Source organism: Paracoccus mutanolyticus (assembly GCF_003285265.1).
Taxonomy (GTDB): Bacteria; Pseudomonadota; Alphaproteobacteria; order Rhodobacterales; family Rhodobacteraceae; genus Paracoccus; species Paracoccus yeei.
In genome coordinates, this window is the sequence record NZ_CP030239.1 from 2,991,237 (window position 1) to 3,010,738 (window position 19,502).

At 62.0% G+C, this 19,502-nt stretch carries 29 protein-coding genes and 1 pseudogene; 17 read left to right on the top strand and 13 right to left on the bottom strand.

Annotation, left to right across the window (positions count from 1 at the left end; genetic code table 11):
• Window positions 1–176: 176 nt before the first annotated feature.
• From DPM13_RS16265 to DPM13_RS25355, 3 genes are all read right to left on the bottom strand, one after another.
• Window positions 177–674, bottom strand: a complete 498-nt coding sequence (locus tag DPM13_RS16265; RefSeq protein WP_145963442.1) for a hypothetical protein — start codon at window positions 672–674, stop codon at window positions 177–179.
• A 2,077-nt stretch (window positions 675–2,751) separates the two neighbouring features.
• A complete protein-coding gene (locus DPM13_RS21385; RefSeq protein WP_189654744.1) occupies window positions 2,752–2,925 on the bottom strand; it encodes a hypothetical protein in 174 nt (57 codons plus the stop codon).
• 435 nt (window positions 2,926–3,360) lie between these two features.
• Window positions 3,361–3,486, bottom strand: coding sequence for a hypothetical protein (locus DPM13_RS25355; protein ID WP_262983165.1), 126 nt, complete (start codon window positions 3,484–3,486; stop codon window positions 3,361–3,363).
• A gap of 577 nt (window positions 3,487–4,063) precedes the next feature.
• On the opposite strand from DPM13_RS25355, the gene DPM13_RS20075 reads away from it, so the two are divergent.
• Both DPM13_RS20075 and DPM13_RS16290 read left to right on the top strand, forming a co-directional pair.
• Window positions 4,064–4,363, top strand: coding sequence for a hypothetical protein (locus DPM13_RS20075; protein ID WP_145963443.1), 300 nt, complete (start codon window positions 4,064–4,066; stop codon window positions 4,361–4,363).
• A gap of 105 nt (window positions 4,364–4,468) precedes the next feature.
• Window positions 4,469–4,807: a DUF2231 domain-containing protein gene (locus tag DPM13_RS16290; RefSeq protein ID WP_112888409.1), complete on the top strand. Its 339-nt coding sequence runs from the start codon at window positions 4,469–4,471 to the stop codon at window positions 4,805–4,807.
• 252 nt (window positions 4,808–5,059) lie between these two features.
• Here DPM13_RS16290 and DPM13_RS21390 read toward each other — a convergent pair whose 3' ends face one another.
• Window positions 5,060–5,221 (bottom strand): hypothetical protein, encoded by a 162-nt coding sequence (locus tag DPM13_RS21390; protein WP_189654745.1) that lies wholly within the window; start codon window positions 5,219–5,221, stop codon window positions 5,060–5,062.
• Window positions 5,222–5,510: 289 nt separating this feature from the next.
• The gene (locus DPM13_RS21395) at window positions 5,511–5,654 is read right to left on the bottom strand and encodes a hypothetical protein (RefSeq protein ID WP_189654746.1); all 144 of its coding nucleotides are present in this window, start codon (window positions 5,652–5,654) and stop codon (window positions 5,511–5,513) included.
• A gap of 258 nt (window positions 5,655–5,912) precedes the next feature.
• Between DPM13_RS21395 and DPM13_RS25360 the strand changes: the two genes are divergently transcribed.
• Together DPM13_RS25360 and DPM13_RS21400 are read left to right on the top strand one after the other, a co-directional pair.
• Entirely contained in the window at window positions 5,913–6,047 is a 135-nt protein-coding gene (locus DPM13_RS25360; RefSeq protein WP_262983166.1) for a hypothetical protein, read from the top strand.
• A gap of 1,119 nt (window positions 6,048–7,166) precedes the next feature.
• The gene (locus DPM13_RS21400; RefSeq protein ID WP_189654747.1) at window positions 7,167–7,334 is read left to right on the top strand and encodes a hypothetical protein; all 168 of its coding nucleotides are present in this window, start codon (window positions 7,167–7,169) and stop codon (window positions 7,332–7,334) included.
• 548 nt (window positions 7,335–7,882) lie between these two features.
• On the opposite strand, the gene DPM13_RS16310 is transcribed toward DPM13_RS21400, so the two are convergent.
• Window positions 7,883–8,308, bottom strand: coding sequence for a helix-turn-helix domain-containing protein (locus tag DPM13_RS16310; protein ID WP_112888411.1), 426 nt, complete (start codon window positions 8,306–8,308; stop codon window positions 7,883–7,885).
• Between the two features lie 961 nt (window positions 8,309–9,269).
• Here DPM13_RS16310 and DPM13_RS25365 point away from each other — a divergent pair.
• The gene (locus DPM13_RS25365; protein ID WP_262983167.1) at window positions 9,270–9,404 is read left to right on the top strand and encodes a hypothetical protein; all 135 of its coding nucleotides are present in this window, start codon (window positions 9,270–9,272) and stop codon (window positions 9,402–9,404) included.
• 263 nt (window positions 9,405–9,667) lie between these two features.
• Here DPM13_RS25365 and DPM13_RS16320 read toward each other — a convergent pair.
• Window positions 9,668–9,841: pseudogene (locus DPM13_RS16320) on the bottom strand (DDE-type integrase/transposase/recombinase); the annotation flags it as partial.
• 75 nt (window positions 9,842–9,916) lie between these two features.
• On the opposite strand from DPM13_RS16320, the gene DPM13_RS16325 reads away from it, so the two are divergent.
• Window positions 9,917–10,099, top strand: a complete 183-nt coding sequence (locus tag DPM13_RS16325; RefSeq protein ID WP_112888412.1) for a hypothetical protein — start codon at window positions 9,917–9,919, stop codon at window positions 10,097–10,099.
• 308 nt (window positions 10,100–10,407) lie between these two features.
• Here DPM13_RS16325 and DPM13_RS24060 read toward each other — a convergent pair whose 3' ends face one another.
• Window positions 10,408–10,626, bottom strand: a complete 219-nt coding sequence (locus tag DPM13_RS24060) for a hypothetical protein (protein WP_223252108.1) — start codon at window positions 10,624–10,626, stop codon at window positions 10,408–10,410.
• A 225-nt stretch (window positions 10,627–10,851) separates the two neighbouring features.
• On the bottom strand, window positions 10,852–10,998 hold the full coding sequence (locus DPM13_RS16340; RefSeq protein WP_223252109.1) for a hypothetical protein: 147 nt from the start codon (window positions 10,996–10,998) through the stop codon (window positions 10,852–10,854).
• Between the two features lie 62 nt (window positions 10,999–11,060).
• Between DPM13_RS16340 and DPM13_RS16345 the strand changes: the two genes are divergently transcribed.
• Complete coding sequence (locus DPM13_RS16345) at window positions 11,061–11,264, top strand: hypothetical protein (RefSeq protein WP_112888414.1); 204 nt, start codon at window positions 11,061–11,063, stop codon at window positions 11,262–11,264.
• A 523-nt stretch (window positions 11,265–11,787) separates the two neighbouring features.
• Here DPM13_RS16345 and DPM13_RS27750 read toward each other — a convergent pair.
• On the bottom strand, window positions 11,788–12,006 hold the full coding sequence (locus tag DPM13_RS27750) for an AMP-binding protein (RefSeq protein ID WP_449579230.1): 219 nt from the start codon (window positions 12,004–12,006) through the stop codon (window positions 11,788–11,790).
• Window positions 12,007–12,026: 20 nt separating this feature from the next.
• Entirely contained in the window at window positions 12,027–12,305 is a 279-nt protein-coding gene (locus DPM13_RS27755) for a DUF7146 domain-containing protein (protein WP_449579231.1), read from the bottom strand.
• A gap of 1,184 nt (window positions 12,306–13,489) precedes the next feature.
• Between DPM13_RS27755 and DPM13_RS21410 the strand changes: the two genes are divergently transcribed.
• From DPM13_RS21410 to DPM13_RS16360, 7 genes are all read left to right on the top strand, one after another.
• Window positions 13,490–13,651: a hypothetical protein gene (locus DPM13_RS21410; RefSeq protein ID WP_189654748.1), complete on the top strand. Its 162-nt coding sequence runs from the start codon at window positions 13,490–13,492 to the stop codon at window positions 13,649–13,651.
• The gene (locus DPM13_RS21415) at window positions 13,648–13,818 is read left to right on the top strand and encodes a hypothetical protein (protein ID WP_189654749.1); all 171 of its coding nucleotides are present in this window, start codon (window positions 13,648–13,650) and stop codon (window positions 13,816–13,818) included. Before DPM13_RS21410 ends, DPM13_RS21415 begins: the two co-directional genes overlap by 4 nt.
• 273 nt (window positions 13,819–14,091) lie before the next feature.
• Entirely contained in the window at window positions 14,092–14,493 is a 402-nt protein-coding gene (locus DPM13_RS24065; RefSeq protein WP_223252110.1) for a hypothetical protein, read from the top strand.
• Window positions 14,450–15,115 (top strand): hypothetical protein, encoded by a 666-nt coding sequence (locus DPM13_RS21425; RefSeq protein ID WP_189654960.1) that lies wholly within the window; start codon window positions 14,450–14,452, stop codon window positions 15,113–15,115. The genes DPM13_RS24065 and DPM13_RS21425 overlap by 44 nt, the downstream gene beginning before the upstream one ends.
• A 101-nt stretch (window positions 15,116–15,216) precedes the next feature.
• A complete protein-coding gene (locus DPM13_RS25370; protein ID WP_262983168.1) occupies window positions 15,217–15,345 on the top strand; it encodes a hypothetical protein in 129 nt (42 codons plus the stop codon).
• A 37-nt stretch (window positions 15,346–15,382) separates the two neighbouring features.
• The gene (locus DPM13_RS25375) at window positions 15,383–15,508 is read left to right on the top strand and encodes a hypothetical protein (RefSeq protein WP_262983169.1); all 126 of its coding nucleotides are present in this window, start codon (window positions 15,383–15,385) and stop codon (window positions 15,506–15,508) included.
• A gap of 578 nt (window positions 15,509–16,086) precedes the next feature.
• Entirely contained in the window at window positions 16,087–16,413 is a 327-nt protein-coding gene (locus DPM13_RS16360) for a DUF2478 domain-containing protein (protein ID WP_112888794.1), read from the top strand.
• Between the two features lie 9 nt (window positions 16,414–16,422).
• Here the strand turns inward: DPM13_RS16360 and DPM13_RS16365 are convergent, their stop codons facing one another.
• On the bottom strand, window positions 16,423–16,686 hold the full coding sequence (locus DPM13_RS16365) for a hypothetical protein (protein WP_112888416.1): 264 nt from the start codon (window positions 16,684–16,686) through the stop codon (window positions 16,423–16,425).
• A 519-nt stretch (window positions 16,687–17,205) separates the two neighbouring features.
• On the opposite strand from DPM13_RS16365, the gene DPM13_RS16370 reads away from it, so the two are divergent.
• Window positions 17,206–17,532 carry a phage head closure protein gene (locus tag DPM13_RS16370; RefSeq protein ID WP_112888795.1) on the top strand — a complete coding sequence of 109 codons (327 nt, stop codon included), beginning with the start codon at window positions 17,206–17,208 and terminating at the stop codon, window positions 17,530–17,532.
• Window positions 17,529–17,915, top strand: coding sequence for a DUF3168 domain-containing protein (locus tag DPM13_RS16375; RefSeq protein WP_112888417.1), 387 nt, complete (start codon window positions 17,529–17,531; stop codon window positions 17,913–17,915). The genes DPM13_RS16370 and DPM13_RS16375 overlap by 4 nt, the downstream gene beginning before the upstream one ends.
• 84 nt (window positions 17,916–17,999) lie before the next feature.
• Here the strand turns inward: DPM13_RS16375 and DPM13_RS16380 are convergent, their stop codons facing one another.
• Complete coding sequence (locus DPM13_RS16380) at window positions 18,000–18,263, bottom strand: hypothetical protein (RefSeq protein WP_112888418.1); 264 nt, start codon at window positions 18,261–18,263, stop codon at window positions 18,000–18,002.
• 21 nt (window positions 18,264–18,284) lie between these two features.
• Between DPM13_RS16380 and DPM13_RS16385 the strand changes: the two genes are divergently transcribed.
• Entirely contained in the window at window positions 18,285–18,719 is a 435-nt protein-coding gene (locus DPM13_RS16385; protein ID WP_112888419.1) for an HK97-gp10 family putative phage morphogenesis protein, read from the top strand.
• Window positions 18,720–19,502 lie beyond the last annotated feature (783 nt).

Consider the following 19,502-nt stretch of genomic DNA (forward strand, 5'->3'; position numbering starts at 1 on the left):
CCCAGCTACTCAGGAGGCTGAGGCAGGAGAACTCTGCTTGACACTCGCGACCAACTGACCCGTCAATGCGCCCCACGATCATTGCGCCAACTCCGCTGACAGGATTTTCGTAATGCGCCCCACGATCTCTCATCCGCTGACGGAACCCCTCCACCGTGCGACCCCCACCGCGCGGCTTATGGCGAGCGCGATTGCCAGCCAAGAGATTGAAGGGTTTCGTCTCGACCCGCAGGCAGCAGCCCCGAGTATAGACGAAAATCGACGCTTCCTGTCGCAGCCGCTCCATGACGGCAGCAAGCCTGTTCTGCGTCGAGGCGGATCCGCGGCTGAACGTCTGCTCCAGGTAATTCGGTCCCAGACGCCGCAGCCAGCAGATAGGCATCGGGATTCAGGATGCTGCCGATTTGCCGTGCCATGCGGTCTTCGAGCCTGAGAAGTTCCCAGAGACCCAGCTTGGTCGCAGCGTTGGCCAAGAGGTCCCGGCTTATTCTCAGCATTCTTCCGAACTCGAAGGCAATGATGGTTGCCTCCTTGGCGCTCTTTGGTTCGGCATGGAAGGCGCCAAGCACGGCCGCATCATTGTCCGGCTCCAGCAAGGCAGGTCGTGTCTGGCCGGAGACTGAAAGCGAGATCCGCGCGGCATTTGGCGCGAAGGCCGCGACGACTGAAAGCACGAGCGCCGCAATGACGCCCTCTCCGGCACCGGGCCACACGCCCCCCCCAGGCAAACCCGACATAGACAGGGCGCATACCGGACCATCGGCAGGGTCAAGCCCATACATGACGACGACGACAATGCGGGCGTTTTCAGGCAGTCGCTTTTCGGCAGGTGGGGATGCAGAGCATTCGTGCCCAGGCGCGCGTGAATCGCGCGGCTGACACCGAGCAATGCAATGGCGATGCAGAGTGTGCCGTTTCAGTGCTTTTGCTGGCGTCAGCTATCGCTGGAATGAAGGCGGGCCTGTCTGTTGGTGAAATGGCCCTTGAGTTGATGGGCTTGGTGATCGCGGCTGAAATCCTTCCGGCGTGGATCGGAGGTAGCCATGGGACGACCCGATCATCCTAGCCGCTGGGCCCTGACAGCCGCCGCATCGTGGCCCTAGCAGGGAGCATCCTTTGACATGCCGACACCCCATGCCGCAAATGCGGCGCCTCTCTGGCCCCAACGGGTTCAACGGCTGTCGCTGAGAGCTGCGCCCCAGCCGCCAGACGACAGCAACCAGGATCGCAAGCAGCAGCCCCCCGCCCCCCGGCAGTCCGGTGTCGGGTGGCTGGGGCCCCGAACAGGAAAGTGGCTTTAGGCATGTACACGGTCGAGCAGTACCAGACGCTGCTGCGCGCTTGCCAACGCCCCGGCCTTCGACTCGCTGATCCAGGGCCGCACCGGCATCGTCGCCTCCGAGGGCCGCAACGGCAGGCCCGCCGTGACGCCACGTCATCGTCAGGCAACCGGCATCCGCGCATCGTCGGCAGCCCGCCATGCACGTCAGCCGATTCCGCGCGCCGACCGGCGCCATGGGAGCCGCAGCCAGCTTGCCGCGGCTATCCGCCGTAGTCGGCCTGGCCTGCCTCGCCTGCCAAAAAACGGCGGACCAGTTCCTCTCCCAAACGCCGCAGCGGTGCCCCGGTCAGGACGGCGCCGCCATCATCAACATCAGCGACGCCCAGAATGAGCAGCCACAAGATGAACCCGCTGACTGGGCTGGGCAGCAGTATCTCCGCATCATGTTATGAATTGGGAGGACCTCTAGATGCCGTAATGGGCCTGCGCTCCTCTGGAGTGCCAGTAATGGCTGGGTCCTCTGGGGGATGATGGTGTAAACGAGGAAAGGGGTCCGCTGGTTTCGGCCCCAGGCATCAGACGAGGATCAGCCATGGACTATTATGCAGGAATTACGCGCCTCTGGAACGGAGCAGCGTTTGCGTAGTCGACGGATCGGGAAAGATTGTTCGCGAGACCAGGTGGCGAACCAGGGATACATTTCCGAATTGTCGTAGGGGAAGAACAGCAGGTAGCTTTCGGTCCGCAGCATGTCGAGCGTGGTGAAGAAGCCACCAGAAGCTAACGATTCTGCGCGCTCGAAGACAGACCTAAGAAGCGGAATCGATGAACTATACGTCCCGCAGCTCGAAGACCAAGATGCCGTCCCCTACACCCCCCCCCGCCGGCCAAGGAGCAGCAGGTCAGGCCCGAAGTCTCGTCGGAAAATGGCGCAACGCACCACTATCGACACTAAAGTCTCGAAGTAATTACCCTTACAACCAGTAGCACAGGAGTGGTCAGAATGGCTGGTCAGAATGAAGCAGGCGATCCTGCCACTATTTGCGTTAACTTCTGGATTTAAATCGTAAAAAACTAGAAGCAGGAAAAACTGGTGGAGCCGAATATCTTTATGGCCCTGTTCCGACCCGGGGCCCTGCCTTGGCGTGGCTGCTTCCCAGCCGCCCAAGGGCCGCACCATTGTCAGCGGCGCCGGCAAAGGCTCTGCCGGCATGGCGGCAGCCTTCGAGGCGATGCGGGATGGCCTGCCTGAGGGACTCGTGGTGGCGCCCTACGGCTACCCTGGCGGACACGTCCGAAACCTGGGCGTGGCCACCGAGGCGGATCGGTCAAGGCCTGCATAGATCATCGCCAAGGACACGCGCCTCGATCCGCCGCGGCCATAGACCACTTCGTAGGGCAGGGGTCCCTGAGGAGTGCGGCGCAGTAGGACTGGGAGCTGGGCTTCTGCCCAGAAGCCCTGATCGAGTTTACCAGTTCCTCGAACCGTCCTGAGCGTCGAACCGATCCTTGACGGCGATCTGGTCCGGGTCGATCTGACGGGCAGCGCCCGCGCTGAGCTGGTCTAAGCCACGTTGAACGTCAAGCACCCCGGAAAGCTTGCGGGGCTTCTGCTCCTCGTCGATCCCCGAAGTCCAGATCAAGAGCGTCCGCGAGCTGCTTGGCTCTGGCCACGACTAACGCCTTTACACCGACATGATCGGATTGCCCCTCAGGCAGAAGTATTTCGCGCGCTACGGCAGCCATCCCGGAAATTCGCAGGCGGGGCTGGCCTACGACCGGATCTGGTTGGGCGGATAGGCCGGCCTCCCACACGCCGAGCGGAGATCACAATGCCAGGTTGAGATACTTGATCTCCATTCATGATCTCCATATATTCCTCCAACCCGTATTTCGAAGGGGGCCCATGACCACCTGGACCCACCCCTGCCCCATGACGCCACACCCAGCGATGCGGATCGCGAAGCAGCCGCCCGCGCCGGAGACGCCACGCGCGGGCGCATCTCTCCGACCGTGCGCGACGATCAGGAGCCGTTCTGCCCTTCCGCATAACGGCCGAGATGCCATCCGGCCCCAGGTCATCGAAATGCGCGCATCGGGCTGAACAGGAGGCGACGGCGGCCCGAGCTTTGGCCGAAGCTGACGCCCAGCACGATGAAGCCGACGGTCATGTAGACGGCCTCGCCCAGCTTGTCGCCCGACAAGAGAAGCGGCGCGACCAGCGCAATGCATGGCGATGGCGATGGCGCCGCGATAAGCAATGCCGAGGTTGCCAGGTGGTCGGATGGATCGGCCAGCAGTCGCCGAGATCATCCGGCAGACGAAGGGAAAGGCATGACCTGCACGTATCTCTGGAACGGGCCAGGCTATTACGGTGCGGTCCACAGTTCGGTTAGGCAACATATACACATGGGTGATGTGCTGTACAAACGCAACGCCATCTGGAGAGGAATGGCGACCTCAAAAAGCTCGGGATCGGCAGAGGGCGGGCGCCGCGCGATCTGGCGTGGCAGCGCCGCCTACAAGAGTCAAGACTGTCTCCGATGCTTCCGGGGTGTCGCAGGGTTACGTCTACCGTTTGCTGTCGAAGCACGGGCACCTTGAGCGCCTCGGAGCGGGCCGCTGGGGCGGCATAGCCGGGGTCGGCGGCTACATGGGGAAGTCGAAAAGCAAGGCCGGTCCTCTACGGCAATTCGGAGTAGCGACGGCATGACCGCCCTGGCAATCGTACTGATCTAGCTCACCGTCTTCCTCGCGCCTGTCCATGTGGTGGGGTGTGGCATGACGCAGGCTCAAGGCTTTCTGGCGATTGGCATAGGGTTCGAGATTTTGGCCATGATGGAAGATGGGAGTGGGGCGCTGATCTGGGGGATTTTAGCCATAGTTCGTTCCTTGCCGCAGTGGTGTGGTGCAGAAATGCCGACCTCCGCAGACGATGCTACGCGCGGTGCGCTTGAGATCATGGGGTTGACTGCGCTGCAGGAAGCCGTCACATCGCCAACGCGGCACTGCCTGGCAGGAAGCGCAAGCGGTCCAAGCGCCATCGAGGATGGAGGACGAGCAAAACCGGTGGTGAAATAAAAAATATAGCTGAGGCGCAAGAAGTGAGTGTTTATGCATCAGTGAAGGCTTGGCTAAAGTCTCAGGGATCCCCGCCGCGAAAACCATGGCAGCGACGAGAACCCGGTGATCGCCAAGGTCGAGGAAAAGTCCACCGACTCGGCCATCGCGGTCGCCGGCCATCCGCTGCACGCCATGGCCGTGCATTTCCCCATCGCGCTGATGATCTGCACCCTGGGGGTCGACCTGATCTATTGGTGTGGGGGGCGATCCGTTCAGGCCCGCGGCATCTCTCCCCGTGCGACGTGTTCAGCCGCTGGTGCCGGGCCGAAGCGGTCTACCGTGCGCTATGTCCGCCGCGCTGCATTTCTACTGGGCGGGCTGACGAAGGTTCCCGAGCCGATGGAAGCCGACCCCACCGACCTGGATGACCGCAGCCAGGACGAGCCGACCGTGACGCCGTGAGCGGTGCTGCGCTGGCAGGGCTCGTGGCCGTCCGATCGCAGATTTCAGAGCTGGTGCATCCCTTCAGTACCAAATCGTCATGTGGGGTGCTCGACGTGCGCTGCAGCGACCGAGGCGAGGACGTCGTTGCGACGCTGCGCGGGCTGGCCGAGACGGGGGGCGTGAGGGGGTGGACCTGCTCGGCCGGATGGTGCTTGCTGCGCCGATCGATCCAGTCGTTGAGCAGCACAGCGCCCCAGCCCGCAGCTGCAATCAGGGCGGGGAGGCCGAAGAAGATACACAATAGCAGCGCCGCCCATCATCAGGCGAGCACGGTCGGATCGGATTTGCAGTGCCGCGATACCAGACGAGAAAGCCGCCGATGATCAGGCCGGCGGTTGGCATGATGATGAGCGTCAGTTCAAGGCCGGTCATAGCTAACCTCCGCAAGATGCGTCGTGCCATCCATATGTAGGCATAGATGCCGCCGCCAGGCTATAACATCGAGCGGCCCGGCTGCTTCCAGAAGCCGGCCGGCATTGCCGATGAGGGGCAGATTCGGCCTCATGAATGGCAGGCATCAGGCGGGACTGGAAGTCGATCAGCAGAAGCAGCGAGCGGGTGGGATCGATCAGGGACATGGGTCATCCTTTCGGGAGAAGGTCGAGGCGTTTTGCCGCCGCGCTCAGCCATATCGGCAAAACAGAGTCTCTCATCAGGACCTTCACATGCGTTTCGAGACGAACATCACGCCGTCATTGACCATCGGTGGCGCCTGGTGGCCGCTGTCGAGGCCCGTCGAATAAACCCAGGCCGGCTTCAGTTGCGCAACGTTCTCGGTCGTGACCTGCTTCAGGGCGCTGTACATCCAGCCTTGGCCAGGGTACTTCATCCACCAGCGTCGCCACAATCTCGGCGTTCATGCTACGATTGTTTCGGCCGCAGCCTTCAGACGCGCCGTACATCGTGTCCGGCACCATGACCGTACGCCATACGGGGACCGGCCGCGCGCAGAATCAGCCCTGGCCTCCATTGCCTACACAGGCTGCTTGACAGGCAATCCGCAACCCACGATACCTGCTATTAGAAGAAAGGCTGGCAGTCAAACGACCCCAAGACCCCCCGTTTGGTCTGGATCGTGTCGCCCGGATCGACGACGATGGAGGTGAAGATGAAGGCCAGAATTGAGGATCGGTCGATGAACAACCTGATCATCAACCTGATCCGGCAGGCAATGGAGCGTGAAGATGCGCGAGCCTGAAACGAATGAAGCCGCCGGGACGGCCATCCCTGCGGCTTCGATGAACCCAACCATCTACGAAAGGGCTCCTCGCCATGAATATGCTCCATTCTTTGTTGTCCTCTACCCGTTTCCTTAGATACTGCGCGATGGTCTTTTGCGCCAATTCAAGATGCTGGAGCGGACGGGCCCGCGCACCCGGGGCGGCCAACGCGCTAGCGGGGTTTTTGAGATGCTCGAACGATGGCAGCAAATCCCTATCCCCTGCTTACCTCGCCGGGGGGAGCGGCAAGACTTGCCCGTGCTTCGGGGTCATCATCTCGGGGTTCACCTTCCTCAGGCTTCACTGGCATGATGGCGGTTTCGGAGGAGCGCGATCCTCGCCGCCTTCAACGCCATGAGCGCGGCGCGGAGCCGGGCCGCATCATCTTGAAGAAGCCGGCGCCCGATGACCGCCGTTCCAAACAACGCTGCGCGTCAGAGAACGCAGCCCGCGGGCAAGCGTGACCAGTGTAAGGGCGTAAAACATCCCGAAGACGACATGCGCTCGGAAGGTTCATCCAAGGCGACAGCAGCCCGCAAAGACGCCCGCAGCGTCACTAAGACCTTCAGCGTCCCGGAGCGGAAGTTTTTCCGGCTAGGCTGGTGCCATCGGGCATCCGCGCTGAATTTCCAAGACATGGCAGGGGTTAAGCCTGCTGCCAAGTCCTGTGGTATCTCTACATAGCTTCACACCTACACCGTTCCCGCTGACAGGTATAAAAGCATTTGAAGATACTAAAAGACCACGCCGAAGGGCATAGCGCAGGGTCGCCTGAGTGCGGCGCTTGAAAGAACGGGCGAAGCGCAGAGCCGCCCCGTCCACGAGAGGACCGTACAGGTGAGGAGAAGCCGCTGCATGACCGAAACCGTCGGCCGCAACTCCGCAGGCCGTGGACGCTGGGCCACGATCAAGACCCGTGGCCGCACCAACGCACGGAAGGACAGACTGTGGAGCCCGAGTTACCCGCAAGGGAATGGCGCAGGCAGGCCGGGTCGCCATAGACGTCGGGGCAGATGCCGCCGTTCGCCATAACCAAGTCGCGGGTCAGTGGACCGCGCACGGCGTGATAGGAGCCCCGGCGCGTCGTGGCGGGCGGCGTGACACAAGCCTTTGCCTATGACGCCAACGGCAACATGACGACCGGGCTGAACGGCAAGGTCATGACCTATGACGGCGAGAACCGCCCGCTTTCGGTAACAGCCAACGGCCAACGCACCTGCTATGTCTATATGCGCGCATCGCACCGGATGCCCAAGAGGATCTGATCACCTTCGCTCTGACACGGCGATAAGCCTGAACAGGGGGCAAGACAAGCGCGATTCGGGGAGGGGGTGACGCATGTTGCGGCGCGACATCCTCAAGCTGGCTCCGGCCGTCTTGGCCGCGAGCGCTGTCCCTGCAAGCGTATCAGGCAATGCTAACCTCTCGACTAGTCCCGATGATGCGACCGGCAGGCTCTGGCTCGTCGTCCGATAAGGACGTGCAAGGCTTCCTAGACTCTCTGCCGAGCTTGTCCAAAACGCCAGAGGGCAACGCCATAATCAACGAGACGTTTCAGGCGGTTCAGCGCCAAAAGATGGCAGCCGCTGAAATCGCCGGGGAAGCTCACAGGACATACGTGGCAAGATCATCGCGTGGCAGGATGGCAGACCGCAAGATTGCGACGAGGCAAGATAATGCCCGCTTCTGGGCCGCCCGGGCAAGGGGCTGCGTGGAATGATCAACGGCCACGCGCCAGCCGGACAGTTCCCCGGACCACGCAAGATACCTCCGGAGCGTGTGAAAACCGGCAACAGCGCCCGTCATCTCTGGTCTAGCCTTCACCGCGAAGCTGATGCTTTTCAGGGCGGTGCACCACCAGGTGACCGTTCTCTTCGAGCGCCTTGACGGCCCGACCGATCTGGCTCCGGAACATTCCAGTTTCGGCGTTCAGTGTGCGTTCGGAGGGCCACGCGGCCAACTCCCCTGTGGCTTCGAAATCTTTCGCGAAGCTTCGCGAAGCGGATCGCCATCGCGCCTTCACGCCCGAGCCGCCATACCTTGAGTTTCGCGGACGACAGGCGACCTCCTCGCGCAGGGTGAAGCCGCGCCCGCTCAGATGCAGGTGCGGCCGCTGGCCGACATATTGCGACCCCGCGCATGGAGTCGTCCAGATCGCGTCATTGTTCATGACGTGGACACCGTAAAACCAACTTGCCACGTGGAACAGATCATCGGCCAGATCCGGCGAGATGATCATCGACGCAGCCCGAGCAAGAACTAAAAAATAAAATAATAAAGTGCCATTTACAACTAATCACTGCCCTAAGCATGTCTGGGTGGATTTTTACGCCGCATTTTCGCTGCGCCAGTACCTGTGCCGTCGTGAAGTCGGACGCGGGCTGCCTGCCGGCCCTGTTGCGGGGATGCGCGGTCGCTTTGTTCGACAGGGCGCAGGCTGGCACATCCGGGGCCGCCAAGGCGATAAGCCCGGCGGTATGATGCGATACCGAAAAGGTTCAGGAATCGCGTCCGCCATATCCCAGACGGGCCGAGATGCCGCCGGGCTGTTTGGCTCCGCTCTTTGGCGGGTGCCTTAGGCCAGGCCCGCGATACTGGCTCCTGGCAGCAGGAGGCCCGGTGCGAGACCCCCATGGACTGGATCGAGATGGGGATGGCAACGCATGTGAATGGGGTAAGACTCTCAGGAGCAGCGTTTCCAGCTATCGGAGAGCAATCACCAGACAGGCGACAGCGCCTCGCGCAAGCCGCGCCTCCGGCGTCTGCCACGTAGGGCCGCGCGGCGGTACTTATACCATTACGGCAAGTGGCGGGAAAAATTACGACGGGTGCTGACCCTTGAATGAAGCCCTGCCCGGTCCCGGAGCAGGGCGGGGTTTCCATTAACCCTGGCCACCCAAACGAGCTAGCGATGGCAACCGTGCGGAATTCATTTGGCTGAGCGATCGGACATGACGCTAACGGACTGGTCGATTACGCGCGGCACACCGAGGAAGTGGACTGTGATACCCCACGTTGATGCCGTCGGCGTCATGCGGCTTGTTCTGCTTCACCGTGGCGGATGGCGCTCTCAGGCAGCTTCTCCGGCGTCATGTCGCCACGAGCAAAGACCTGACAGCCGCCAGGTAAATGTCGCTCACCGGTTTTCGCGCTATGGTGATGTAGCACATTGACGACGAGGACGTGGCGCCGCCTGCAAGATGGAGGTCCTGTCGCCCTCGGGCGATGTCGCCGAGCGGCAACGCGACCTGCTGGTGCAGTCCACCTGGCTGATGCTGCTGATCATCATGCCGTGCAAGGCGCAACCTGCACGTTCGAAGGCGCGGTCCGCCTGAACTATTTCGTCACAAATTTGACGGAGCGCCGGCAAAGGAAATCCGCTAGAACCGTCGCATGCCAAGGTGATGACTGACCAATCCTGATCGTCGATGACGATCCAGCGCTACGTCATCTGCAACGCGGGCGTCGGTTTCGTCGAACCGCTGTCCAGGACCACGCTGAAGGACATCGAATGGGTCTTCGGCGTCAACACCTTCGGCGTCTACAACACGATCATGGCCTTTCTGCCCACGCTCAAGCGCAGGACGCTGCGCCGATGCCTGTTCAGGGCATCGAGGACGAAGCCGGTCGCCATCGATGTCGAGACGCGCCAACCGACGATCTTTCGGGCGAAGACGTCGATGACAAAGGCGACATACACCATGCCCTGCCAGCTGGAGACATAGGTGAAATCGCTGACCCACAGCTGGTTCGGCATATCGGCGACATATCGGCATATCGGCGACCCCGGAAGGCCGATCACAGCGCCCGCCGGCGACCCTCGGCTATTCTGGGACAAGGCATTGAGGTGCGGGAGTTGGAGCCGGCGGATGACGGACTCATCCTGCACACAGACGACGGCGAAATCAGCGCGGCTTTTGTGATCTGGGCCTGCGGCCAGTTCGGAACCCCTTCGGATGGGGGGCTGATCGGTGCGGAACATGCCCGAGTGTTGCAAATGACAACGAAAATGGGTGCTATTTCCCATTGACATTTGGGTAATACACAGGAGGGGGGTGGGGCGGTAGATTTCCGGCCTGGGGGCCGGCAACCCGCGCCGGGTCTCGGCGGTGGTCCTCCACACAAAACACATTCGAGGGCGCGCCCCCGCCGCGCCTGTAACATGACCCGACGCTATCAGCGACGACGCGACAGGTTCAGGGTCAATCTGACAAAAGCAGCCGGGTTGTAAAACAGCGGAACGCTCACCCCGACTCGCGGTTTGATCAGCAAGGCTCTGACCGATCCAGATAGTTGCGGTTCCACAGCAGCCCAGAATCGCTCAGTGATGCTGCAACCTTATCGGACGCCACGCCGATCAGATTGTCGACAAGAGCCATAACTGATTTTCCGCCTCCTCGATGAACTGGCGCTGCGTCGACGCATCATAGCGAGGGCGGAGATGATCGAGGCGATCAGGACGACAACTTCGCCTTCGTTGATGGACAGATCGACCTGATCCAGCACCTTCAGATCGCCGAAATGCTTCGAGGTCCTCTGGAATTCGATGATGCTCACAGGATCCTCATGCGTTTTTCAAGAAGGCGCAGCGCCAGCGGCGGGTCTGCAGTCCTTCAACATCTCCCGCGATGGCCCCAAACTGGCGGTGAATAATAGCTGATGCCTGAATGGTCCACCGCATGCCTTGACTGGCAAGATCGTCTAAAACAGCGGCGCGGACTAGATCGACCTTTGCCGCAACCGTTCATCAAGCTGAAGCGTCAGCCCTTGCTTTGCAGCTGTTCATCTTTCGGGGCGACAACCCAGGTCGAACCGCGTCAGCGCATAGCAGGCCAGGAACCCCAGCAGCGTCGTGCACAGCACAGCATTGCCGGACGAGATGATCAGCGAGTTCAGCATATAGCCGCGCAGCGTGCTGTTGTTCAGCACATCCGCATAGTTCTTCCAGTACAGGTCTGTCAGCCAGAGCGAGGCGTGTCCGGGTTTCGGTCGTGTCGCATTTCGCCTTCGCGGTGGATGGCGACGCCTTCACCATCTTCGGCGAAAGCCCGCAGGATTACGAGATCATCCTGCTGCGCTCCAAGACGCATAGCGCACGCTCAGCACCGGTCACGCGGTCGGCGCTTCAAGGTTGTTGCGGCCGACAGCAATACCGTGTGCCATTGCAGCCAGAGGACGCATTCCTCATTCGATGACCTGTGTCTGTTCGGTCAACAGCCATTAGCAACCATGTTACCTATGGATACCGAGTCAGGCTTGTTTGCCGTCTGAAATCGCATGAATCACATGACCACGCACAGCCGTTGCGGCCGGGGCACGGAGGATCTGTGCCGAATCCGTGGAGCAATCGCTCCCCGGCATGGGGTCGATCAGCCAGCAGCCGGTGTTTTTGCCGGTGCTTCGGCGCGAGATCATGGCCGCGGTCAACCTGCACCCGGCCAACTTCTACCTCCGAGACCAGAAAGCGCGGGAAGATGATAGCACTTCCGATTCGGGCCAGGGCCAGGAGCGCGAAGGCCGCAGGCGAGGCCAGGGTGGCCGCCCCTTCGTCATCGATGTGATGGACGTGATCGGCGAATCCTGGGACGGTTACGGCATCACCGGCCGGCGTGTCGGCGCCCTCTTGCGGGCGGCGGGAGAGCGCGAGGTCGTGGTGAACATCAACAGCCCGGGCGGGGACGTGTTCGAGGGGCGTCTGCTGTGGCCCTATCTTTATCCCTACCCGCAATGGCCCGAGGGGCTGGTTGAGGAGGGCTTTGACGAATTGGCACGGCGCTGGCACGCGGCGCTGCTGCGTGATTTGAGCGGACGGTTCGCGCTGTTCGTGACGACGAGCTTGGCGCGGCTGGTCTCCAGCCGGTGCTGGATCGCCTTGGGACCAAAGGCGGTGAACAGCGGCTGATAGACCGCCCCCAGCCGCCAGGCGCCCAGGATCAACGCTTTGGCTGATGTGGAAATTACGCCAGAGAACGGGCTGGTGATCGGAGCGCCGCAGGACGGCTTCCTGTGAACGCCATCAGACTGCTGAGCGAAAGCTGGTGGCGGATCGCTCTGGCATGACGGCCTCGGCGCTGATGGCGCAGGTAGGTCCGATGCACCGCCAGCCGGGGAAGTCCATCGATCCGGGCCACCATGGCAGGCGCACGCTGAGCGCTGGGATGCCAGCAATCGGGATGAAAGCGCAGACTCTTCGGCAGGTCGGAGGTGATGCCCCGGCCCCGCAGGTAGGTTTCCACGATGGTGCCACTGACCGGTTAGGAAGAGCGTCGTGTATGTTCGGGCGTCTGGGCAGCTTGTTCGGCAGCGAGCATCGAGCGATGATGCCGGTTGACCGCATGGGCGACCCATCGAGGTCGAAAGGCAGGCATAGCTCTGCCATTTCGCCAAGAACCGATGGCGCAGTTCGGGCACGAACATTCGTTTGTCGTCGGGCATTGGACCGATGTTCGGTTCAGGGCGGCAAGCTGATCGGAAAGCTGACCGGCTACCGGCAGGCATTTCCGAGCGCCTGGACGAAATTCGGGCCGCTGTTCAGGCCGGCGTTCTGCGAGCGGTAAGCGCGGGTTCACTTCGGACCCTGAACAGCGTGGAGCGTAACAAGCACTGGGGCTGGCGGTTCAAGGCGACGGAACTTCAGGGAATGCTGCGGTGAGAGTGCCTGCCAACCCGATCGCCTTGCGAGATGGGCCAAAACCTGAACCTTTCCGAGGATGTGCGGTCGACGCATTTTCCGCGACCCGGCCGATACCGAATTCGCAGCCAAGCCCGAGCAGGCCGCTGCAATCGTTCAGCCTGCCCAGTGAGCGGCTCACAACCTCAAGGTGAATTGATTACCATAGGATTAGCCGTGAGCTCCACTGCCTTTAGTCGCGTGGTTTGCGCGATCGCTATCGCTGCACTTCTCCCAGTCACTTCGCTGCCCGTCATCGCACAGGAGGAGGCTCCTCCGTCTTCTCGGAGCGAACAGGCGGAGCCACCGCCAGCAACCGATATTCCGGCAGAGGATTCCGGCTCGACCAGGGTTGGTGTCCGAGCAGGAGGTGTCGACGGAGAAGGGCGAGATTTTCGACGCCAAGCTCAAGCCAGTTCGATGAAATGCAATCCCAGAACGAGGCTGTCGAAAAACACCTGTCGCGGCAGCGTCAGATGGGAAGATGCCGCCGCTGGCGCCAAGCCGATCGACGGGTCGTCGGCCAAGGCTGCTTCCGACGAGCCGCGATCCGACCGTTCCTGCGACCGTCAAAGCCGCTGAGATGCTGGAAAAGGACATCGGCTTCGCCAGGCTGGCGAAGGTCAAGGCTCTGGCGAAACTGGATGCGAGGCGTCCGCACCGACGCCAAGGCGCTGAAAGAAGAACAGTCGTCCATTTCGGCAGCATCAGCTGGCGCGCAGGGGCTGGACACCAACGAGGTGAAGGGCCGTGGACAAGGTCGGCGCACGCGCCACGCATCTGCTGATCGAAACCTCGGGCAGCAGCCATCCTTGGCCGCTTCTGGAAGCGATCCGCGCGCATCCCGCCCTGCGGTTGCACGGTTTCCTGTCGGTGGTGGAGCGTGACGGTGGCGAGGGCACAGGCTGGTGACCGGCGGCAAGACGCCCGACGGTGCGGGCTTCTATTTCCCGCCGACCATCCTTGACTGCTCGGACAGTCCGAAAGCGGCCAGCGTGACCGAGGAACTGTTCGCCGCTCCTGCCCGGCCGCTGAAGGCCGATGCGCGACGCCTGGCCTCGGCGATCGCGCGCGGCTGATCGGCTTCTATTCCGCCATAAACGACGGCGTCCTGCGGGATTCCCACCGGGGCGACACCATCAGCCTGAATGTGCCGACCGGCACGATGCTGGCCGATCCGCGCTGACATTCGCGCGCGACGGCGCCTTCTCGCGGCCCACAAGGAGTCTACGACATGAGTTTTGCACGCGAACTGTCCCGCCGGGCGCTGTCGATCCGCCTGGAAACCGCGCCGGCCGAGGCCGGAATTTGGCGGTAGCCCGGATGACCGGGGGCACCCGGTAGCGGCGATCGTGGCTGACTACATCCGACTCGGCGACTGTGGAGCAGGCGAAAGCCAGCGACATTACCTGGAGGACGAAGGCGCCATGCAGGTCGATAAGTCGCGCGAAGCCTCGCTGGAGATGGCCGACAACCCCGCCCACAACAGCGACACGCCCACGGGCGCGACTTCGCTGGTGTCGATGTTCCAGACCAACTCGGTTGTCGATCCGCGTGGAGCGGTTCATCAACTGGTCTCGTCGCCGCGAGTCCGCAATTGCCATCCTGACCGGCGCGACATGGGGCGCCCGATGCTCCCGATACCCCCTGATCTCATCACATCACCCCAGCACAACGACTTACGCCACACAACAATCCAAGGAGGCAGGAATGAAGAAATCTGGTTACATGGACCGCTCCATGCGGGCGGCTGAACCGCGCTTTGCCGCATGCTCGGCAAGCTCGGCGATCAGCGCAGCGACATGGAGGCGGCCGAGGGCAAGAAGCGAACCTGACGCCCTGGACGCCCTGCGCGCGAATGGCCAGGCTGTTGTCGGGAACCGTGCCTATCACGGGTGGGACGCAGCCGGCTGCGCGAGAAGATCCGCAGCTGGGCCGGTGCCGTTCAGGCGCTGCGACAGCGGAATCTCCCCCGCCGCTTGTGCGATTTTACCCGCCACCGGCTCGTGGCGGTTGGTTGAAACTGCATACTGGAAAAAAACCATTGAAGTTGCTGCGTTAACCGCAAAGAAGAACGCCGAAGTGCACAAGGAGAGCTGTCCGGGCGTTCATGCTGTCTTAGCCTGCATGACGCTGATCGCGCGCGACTATCGCCCAGTAGCGCGCCAAGTGGTGGCGCAAGACGACAAGGGCATCTGGACCGACGTCGAACCCGGCAAATCTCCGGACAATCGCAAGCCGAACACCTATCAGACTGCGATTCCAGATCATGCAAAACGCATCACTGTCGAAGCATCGGGCAGCAACGAACGGCTGCAAGGTCGAGCAATCGAGGCGTCGTCGCGCAGATGCACAGCCTGGACCCGATCGGGTTAAGCCGCTGACGCGATGATGGCTCGGCCTTTACGAGGTCCATGCCGGACAACCTTGCATCTGGCAACGACGCCATGCACGGCCCCGCCAAAGGAACCCCAGGCATGACATCCAACCGCTTTTCCACCCGCAATCTGGTTCTGGTCGCCATCGGCATCGCGCTGAACCTCGCCCTGGGCCAGGCGGCGTCCTTTCTCAACCTGCCGATCTTTCTCGATTCCGTCGGACCCTGAGCAGGCTCCAGCAGCGCCTGGCGCGATTCCGGGGTCAATGGCCGAACGGCTGAAGAGACGTGCGAAGAACGGCTATTCGGGGCGCGATGCCGGAACGATTGCCGTCTCGGGTGATGGCCAGAAATACGAGGCGCTGGCGATGAATCGACCGACGCCCACATGATCGAACAGCTCAACCGAGGACGCCGAGCGCACGAGATCGGCAGTTGTCCGATGATGCAGCGTAACAAGATAGCGGATTGGCCAGCGACAGAGGCGCTAAAACTGAACGTCGAATATTAGAGCATACCCCCAGACCCGACGAGGCTAAGCAAGAACGACGACCCCGCGATGAAGGGCAGCGCATAGGCTGAGGGACATCGGGACCGAATGCGATCTGGACGGCCTGCTGCGCATGGACTCCGTAACCCAGATGGAAGTCATGGACAAGGCCATAGGGCATCTTCTCGCCCAATGAGATGCGGCGCAGGTTTGACTGCGCCGAAATCCGGCAAACACAGTGGCCCTGCAAGAACAGAATACAGCCTGGATGGACGTCGTGATTCTGGTATTCGCCAAGTCATACCAACCCACCCGTTGAATTATGTTACGAAGATAAGGCACCACTCATCCAGCGCGGATAACGCCCAACCCGCTGCCGAGGAACGAGCCTGCTGGCTGAACGCGCTTCGATGCCGAGAGGTGGAGGCGGCATGATTGAGCCCGCAGCAGTTCGGCTCTGAGCTAGCCGATATCGTGAAGATGCGCAACCGAGCGCCACCGCACCCAGATCATGCGCGACGAAGGCGTGAACGCTTGCGATCGGCGCTTGGCCTTGCGCTGGCCGGCGCTGTTCAGCCGGTCGACCCCGATGTGCCGCGCGGCCATTGCGACATCGTGCTGGCGCTCCTGCCCGATGGCGAGCGGCGCGGCATCAGCGTCGACCTGCCGCCCGAGGTGCCCGGCTGCCGGTTGGATCCCGAGGCGCTGGAGGCCGCTGTCGCGCGTCGTCGCCGTCGTCGAAAGCCGGCTGCCAGCGTAACGCCCGAGGATGTTATCCCGCACTCGAGAAGCGCGTGGCTGCTTTAACTTTCCATCCTACCGACCAAGGTCCATTCGGTGCAGTACCGGTGTCGAAGGCCAGCGGCTGACCTTCGACAAGGGCGAACCAAGCCGAGCTCGTGTGAGGCGCGCCCGGACTTCGCTTTCTGGGATGCTGGTGAAGGGCACGAGGCTGCGATGCCCGACGCCAAGCCGGCAACGTCCATGCGGGGAATTGTCGCGACGGCCGATGGTCTCGGCCTGAACCGTGCCTGCCATCAGCGCACAGAATGCGGTGGCCGTCGCGAGTTTCTTGATCATGTGGGTCTTTCCTCCTCCTGTTACCTCGCGTCCGATCTTGTCGCGTCGAACGAAACGAGAACCGTGATGCCGCTAGAGCTATGGCGGCTGCGTCGGTATCGCTCAGGAGCCGACCGGCGGCNGCCAGNCTCGCCCNCAGGAGACGATGCAGANAGGACCNNGGNTGGCANATGCTGGCTTTANNAANTTCTGGCATTATTCAGNGATNCGTGAGCGACTTGCACAACGCACGCTCATGACAAGGACCGCCCGTTCTACCATGAGGCCGGCTGTGAACCAAGCCGCATGTCCAGTTCCAGGCGCAGACCAATACTTCAGTCCTGATGGCGAAGTGCTTGCGCAGCCGGCATCCTCGACCGTCCATGGGAAAGGCTAATTCAGCTCCTCCAGGCAGCCCAATTGGGAACCCAGATAACGACACGGAGGAGGCGGTGCCGCCGACATCGATCCTTGCCTTGCTCGCCAGGCATCGCGTGTTCTATCGCCTGCCGGTTGTTACGATCAGTGGCGTGCTTTGAGATGGATGCGGCAAAGCTCAGCAAGCGCGTCACTCTGCTCGAGCCGATCGAGGCGTTGGATCGGGATCGCCAGGTGGTGCACTCGTGGGCGGACCGTGGCACGGTCTGGTGCCATGTCCGCTGGCTCCGGGGCGGCGAGAGCGTGATGCAGGCCCGACTGGCGTCGAAAAGCCCGGCCATCGTCACGGTGCGGGCATCGACTCTGACCCGGCGCATCACGTCGGACTGGCGCGTCCGGATCGACGGCCGCGAGTTCGAGGCCAAAGAGGATCCCCGGGAAAGCGACGACCGCGCCTTCCTGGAGATGCTGGTGGAGCGGATAGGATGAAAGCGGGCCGGACCCTGCGCCAGATCGTCAGCGACCGCATCATCGATCAGGTCCCCGATCTCGGGGGCCGGCTCTATGATCGGGCGACGAAGACGGCGGTTCATCCCTATGCCACGCTCGGCCCATCGTACTGGTCCGACACGTCGGTGCAGTGCATCGAGGCGCGCGAGATCACCTTGCAGATCGACATCTGGCACAACCAGTCGAACAAGGGCGTGCTGGAGGATTTGACCGACGATGTTGCCGCCGCGCTGAGCGGCTGGGCCGACACGTCGGTGCTGACCATGCACCCGATCAGTGTGTCCCTGGTCAGGATCATGGATGATCCGGACGGCGTGTCGGTGCATGGCGTGGTGCAGGTCGAGGCGATGGTGGAGGGCTAGGCCCCGCCGCAGGAATTTCCGCGAGTTGGTCAAAGCGTTACGCCGACCGCTGTCTTTGTTGATCTCGAGGTAGAACCGCCCGGATCATGCCAGCTGGGTCTTCCAGAAGTCCTCATTCCGGGTTAGCATCGCCCAGATTTGTCGACCCTTCTTGTTGAGCCAGATCTTGTTGGCCAGTGCAATCGCTACCAGCCCATCGGCGTATCCCCCCTGCGCCCAGATCCGCAGGATCGAGCGCCAGATGCGCTCGGTCGTGCAGGTTGGTTGATATTCGTGCCCTTCGCTAGAAATGTAAGCGATGGCGGGCTGGCCGAACGCCAAAAGCGAGATGAACGAAAACCTGATCATGTAGTCCTCGTGCAGGTGGCAATGGCCCAGATTAACCCTCGGATCGTCGCCAAGCTCAAGCGTATTCCAGAGGTGGCAGTCGATGCTGCGCGCCAGGCGATGGAGGAGGGGGCCCAAGAGATCGTGGAGGCGATGCGGGCCGCGGCGCCGAAGGGAGTGACAGGCAACCTGCGCGACAGCATTGGCTGGACTTGGGGCGATCTTCCGCCGGGCACGTTCATGATCGACGAGATCCGCTCGGGCAGGAACAAGGGCAATCAGTACGCCACGCTCCGGCTCAAGTTCTATGCGGGCAGCAAGGACGCGTTCTATGCCCGCTTTCACGAATTCGGGACCAAGGACATGGCGGCGCGCCCGTTCTTCTTCCCGGTCTGGAAATCCAGAAAAGCCGAGTTTCGGAAGCTGATCCGGGACCGGGTGAAAGCCGCGATCAGGGAGGCATTGCGCAATGGCTAAGGCCGTTTTCCATCGGCGCTTCGATGCGACCGATACCAAGAAGGGTGTGTCCATCCGCGTGGAGCCGTTGGACACGCCGCAAACCTTCCCCGAGTGGGTAATTGCCAAGGCCGAGGCGGCCGGGGCAGCCACGCGGATGCCAAGGGCGAGTTGCAGCCTGAAGGCTGGGGTGGCGCCCGCAAAGAGGTAGCTGCTACCGCAAAGAAAATCAGCCGCCTGTACGGGCGAGCGTATTCTTGTGCCCGGAGAGACTCAGAGAGACTCATGCGCGATCAGACATGCTGCGTCAAAGTGCCCGCGATCAGCGAGGACGGGTTCGCTCTGGCGATCTGCGGCCGTCGGCCTGACCATCGCCCGTTGACGCAGTCCGACAGCAGCGAGGTTCCGCCGCGCGGGCGATCCGACGCAGAACGGCTCGAGCGCGGACGGTGGAAGTTCAGCGTCTACTACGGCCTCGGGGCCGTGATGGGCATGGCGCCTGATGCGGTAGGACTGGCAGTTCAGCATGGCAGTTCATGTCGTGCGGTGGTGCATGTCCAGCGCGCTTGGCGCGGCGCAGTATCGTGCAGGAACCGCACGCCGCCCCCTTCGAAATAACACCGGTATCTGATTTGGTGTCATAAGGAGGCTGGATTCCGCTCATACGCAAACTTCCTGGGTGCAGCTTGAAATGCAGCCATGCTGGAAACATACGACTGGAGCTGGTGCATCCGTTCTTCCTGAGGAAGTCCCTGATTGGGATGTTCCCGAAGATCGGCCCGGCAATCCTTTATCACCGGATCA